Source organism: uncultured Olegusella sp. (assembly GCF_947253395.1).
GTDB lineage: Bacteria > Actinomycetota > Coriobacteriia > Coriobacteriales > Atopobiaceae > Olegusella.
The window spans coordinates 1-3,945 of record NZ_CAMXYY010000127.1 but is presented as its reverse complement, the minus strand read 5'-3'; the positions used below and the strand labels follow the sequence as shown (position 1 = coordinate 3,945).

The 3,945-nt window shown below is 42.4% G+C and carries 5 protein-coding genes; all 5 read left to right on the top strand.

Going from position 1 to position 3,945, the window contains the following annotated elements; translation table 11 throughout:
* Positions 1-713 (top strand): hypothetical protein (locus Q0X25_RS07725; RefSeq protein ID WP_298580851.1); only part of this gene is annotated, 713 nt, incomplete at its 5' end.
* A 254-nt stretch (positions 714-967) separates the two neighbouring features.
* Positions 968-1,498, top strand: a complete 531-nt coding sequence (locus Q0X25_RS07720) for a hypothetical protein (protein ID WP_298580848.1) — start codon at positions 968-970, stop codon at positions 1,496-1,498.
* A 2-nt stretch (positions 1,499-1,500) separates the two neighbouring features.
* The gene (locus Q0X25_RS07715) at positions 1,501-2,049 is read left to right on the top strand and encodes a hypothetical protein (protein WP_298580845.1); all 549 of its coding nucleotides are present in this window, start codon (positions 1,501-1,503) and stop codon (positions 2,047-2,049) included.
* A 62-nt stretch (positions 2,050-2,111) separates the two neighbouring features.
* On the top strand, positions 2,112-2,600 hold the full coding sequence (locus Q0X25_RS07710) for a hypothetical protein (RefSeq protein ID WP_298580842.1): 489 nt from the start codon (positions 2,112-2,114) through the stop codon (positions 2,598-2,600).
* A 151-nt stretch (positions 2,601-2,751) separates the two neighbouring features.
* Positions 2,752-3,819, top strand: coding sequence for a peptide chain release factor 1 (prfA, locus tag Q0X25_RS07705; RefSeq protein WP_298580839.1), 1,068 nt, complete (start codon positions 2,752-2,754; stop codon positions 3,817-3,819).
* Positions 3,820-3,945: the final 126 nt, after the last annotated feature.

Genomic DNA, 3,945 nt, shown 5'->3' with positions numbered 1-3,945 from the left:
ATGCAATAATCTTTCACTATCATCCTGACTTCAAAAACCTCACTTTAGATGAATGCATCAAGAATTATTACCACACAGAAAACCTTGATGTTGAAAGAGATCGTCTCTACAAAGAGGTGCTTGCTCTTCAATCAGATAAACACGTCACAGCAGAGACACAAGAACGCACAAACATCCTCGCCGCAACACTGTCTCTGGGAGGCATTGCATTAATCTTGCTTGCATGGGGGAAAAGGGAAAAAGAAAAGCTTGAAAAGCTTGCAGGTCATTTTGCTCAGCGTATTAATAACATCCTTGCACATATAGGCCCAGGTATCATATCGATTGCGTCAATATCTCTCACTTCTATAGGTACAGCATTAGGAGTGCTGAGCAATCTTTTTTCGGATATAGCTGTTTTCGGAGCAAAGAAAGTATTTTCACTTGCTAAAACGCTATATCTCCATGTACTTAAACCAGCAGCTACCTCTATTGGCAAACATATACTTCAACCTATTGGTAAATTTCTCGTCCAGCCAGCCTATACAAAGCTAGTAAAGCCAGCACTTTCTGCTGTAGAGAAAAAGCTGCTGAGACCAGTTGTACAGAAGGTGGTAAAGCCAGCAGCAAAATTTGTTCAGAACAAAATCATAAAGCCTATTAAAAATAAAGTAGTAAAGCCTATAGCCACATTCGTAAGCAACAAAATCATAAAACCAATTTCGAAAAAGTAATCAAACCAGCTGCAAAGTTTGTACATCACAAGCTTATAAAGCCTGTATATAGAAAAGTTATTAAGCCTCTCTATAACAAGGTCATAAAGCCAGCCGTGAAGCCCTTTTATCACAAGGTAATCCGACCAGCAGCGAAGTTCATCAAAAAGAACGTTATCAAACCGACTGCAAGATTTGTAAAGAACTACATAACTAAACCAATAGCCAAGCTCATTAAAAGAATATGGAACTAGAGAAGAAAGAGAAGGATAGCCATGCTCAAGAAGATAAAAGATGCTTTGCTGGGATTATTCGCATGGGCAGTTCTCGTATCAATCATACCAGGGTGCACCTATTTCAATCTAAAATCTAACTCAGTCTACTATGCACAACATACGCCCCATAAAGAAGGTTGCGAACCTGTGCTCATGATGCTTATAGATAACCTTGAGGATATCTATACCCCAGATGATCTCAAGACGATGGGCTACGACTTCGATGGTAAACCTGCAATCCTTACATACGATAAAGAGGGTAAGCAGTTAGGTTTTCTGACGCCAGATAGTGATGGAGGGTATATGGTTGATAATGAGAATCTAATCTTCCACTTCACTGAAAGTTTTCAACTGAAGAACATACGTGATGCAAACAAAGGTTATAAAAAAATAGATATGAAAGGTTTTAGCGAGCAAGACATCAAAAAAGACATTTACAAAAGCGTACAACCACTTATCGACGCACAGTTAAAGCCTTGGATAAATCTCCAATGGTTGTTTGATATCGTTTATCACGACAGGTTCAACTAATTATGCTCAAGAAGATAAAAGATTTCATGAAGGCTTTACTAGGGGTGCTGCTGTGGTTACTTATGTTGTCAGCAATACCTGGGTGTATCAACTTCAACCTAAAATCTAACTCAGTGTATTACGCACAACATACCCCTCATGAAAAGGGTACAGAACCTGTTCTCATGATGCTTATCGATAATCTTGGAGACATCTATACTCCCGATGATCTCAAGACCATTGGCTACGATTTTGATGGTAAGCCAGCAATTTTGACTTATGATAAAAACGGAAAACAGTTGGGATATCTTTCGACATTCAATTTAGATGGCACTAGAGGATATAGGTTTATTAACAAAAACTTAGGTTTTGAATTTAATAACAAATTTAAGCTGTTAAGTGCTTTTGATTCAGATAGGGGCTATAAAGACCTAGACATAAAAAATTTTAACGAGCAAGACATCAAAAAGGACATCTACAAAAGCGTACAGCCTCTTATAGATGCACAGTATGCACCTTGGATAAACCTGCAATGGCTATTTGATATCGTTTATCACGATAGGTTCAACTAACCATGTCCAAGAAGATAAAGAACGTAGTAAAAGGCTGTTTCGGGCTATTAGTGTGGCTACTGATGCTCTCAGCCATACCTGGATGTATCAACTACAACCTCAATTCAAATTCAGTGTATTACGCACAGTACACGCCCCATAAGAAGGGTACCGAACCCGTACTCATGATGCTTATCGATAATCTTGGAGACATCTACACCCCCGATGATCTCAAGACCATTGGCTACGACTTCGATGGGGAACCCGCAATCCTTACCTACGATAAGGATGGTAAGCAGCTAGGTTTTCTTTCACCGTTATGTCTACACGGTAAGAAAGGCTACATGGTCGATGCTGGAAACATATCATTTGATTTTGATGATAGTTTTAGGTTATTAAATGTTCGAAATCCAAATGATGGCTATAAGAAGCTAGACATCAACAAATACAGCGAACAAGACATCAAAAAGGACATCTACAAAAGCGTACAGCCTCTCATAGATGCACAGTATGCACCTTGGATAAACCTGCAGTGGCTATTTGATATCGTTTATCATGACAAGTTCAATTAGCTACATTCTAGAGTTCTGAGAGAACTCAGAAATAGATAGGTTTCGAGGTGGCAGGGCTGTAATGTTTAGCCTTGCCACCTCGGTGGTATCATTTGAGAGTTGAGAAATATGCGCAGCATTGGCTGCGTGAGCAAAGCGTTGAGGAGCCATCATGCGGGACAAGCTCGAAAAACTCATTGCAGCCTATCTTGAGCTGGAAAAGAAACTCATGGATCCTGAGGTTGTGTCGGATCCTAAAGAATATGCGCGTCTTGCCAAGGAGCACTCAAACCAGTCTGATCTGGTGGAAAAGGCACGGGAGTACTTAACGGCGCTTGATGATATCGATGCGGCAAAGGAAATGCTGCGCGAGACCTCAGATGCTGAGGATAAAGAAATGCTTCAAGCAGATATTTCTGACAATGAAGCAAAGCTTCCCGGTCTTGAGGATGAGATTAAAATCATGCTCATTCCAGGCGATCCCAACGACGAGAAAGACACCATCGTTGAAATTCGTGCGGGCGTAGGTGGCGATGAGGCGAGTATTTTTGCGGGTGACCTTTTTGCTATGTACCAGCGTTTTGCTGTTTCTAAAGGGTGGAAAATTGAAGTTTTGAGCTCCAATGAGGGTACGGCTGGTGGTTTCAAAACCATCGAGTTTAAGGTTATGGGCGACAAGGTTTACTCCGTAATGAAGTACGAGAGTGGTGTCCATCGCGTACAGCGTGTTCCCAAGACCGAGAGTCAGGGTCGTATCCAGACATCGACAGCAACCGTTGCCGTATTGCCCGAAGCAGATGAGATTGATGTTCAGATCGCAGCTGAGGATATTCGTATTGACACCTATTGTTCGTCGGGTCCTGGCGGTCAGGGCGTTAATACAACCTATTCGGCTGTACGCATTACTCACTTGCCCACCAATACCGTTGTTACTTCACAAGATCAGCGTTCGCAGATTCAAAACCGCGAAGCTTGTATGCAGATGCTGCGCGCACGTCTTTATGAGATGGAACTTGAAAAGCAGCAGGCAGAGGCCGGTGCCAGCCGCTTGGCGCAGATTGGCCATGGCAATCGATCTGAAAAGATTCGTACCTACAACCAGCCTCAGGATCGCGTGACAGACCATCGCATAGGTTTTAATGGCACATACAATGGTGTGCTGTTGGGCGATACACTACCTTCGGTGATTGAGGCACTGGCTGCCGCTGACCGAGCAGAGAAGCTCACACAGGCTGTCTAAACTAGCATGTGCCTGACACCTCTGGCCTGAATGGAGCTAGAGGTGTTTTTTCGTTTGTGTCTATGTAATGGGTGTCTGTACAGTAGGTCTGCAGGAGGCGCTTATGACCCACGAAGATATCAAGCT

Excerpts from the sequence above, each read along its gene's own strand:
- Q0X25_RS07720 (WP_298580848.1), top strand. The coding sequence starts at position 968 with ATGCTCAAGAAGATAAAAGATGCTTTGCTGGGATTATTCGCATGGGCA.
- Q0X25_RS07715 (WP_298580845.1), top strand. The coding sequence starts at position 1,501 with ATGCTCAAGAAGATAAAAGATTTCATGAAGGCTTTACTAGGGGTGCTG.
- Q0X25_RS07710 (WP_298580842.1), top strand. The coding sequence starts at position 2,112 with ATGCTCTCAGCCATACCTGGATGTATCAACTACAACCTCAATTCAAAT.
- prfA (WP_298580839.1), top strand. The coding sequence starts at position 2,752 with ATGCGGGACAAGCTCGAAAAACTCATTGCAGCCTATCTTGAGCTGGAA.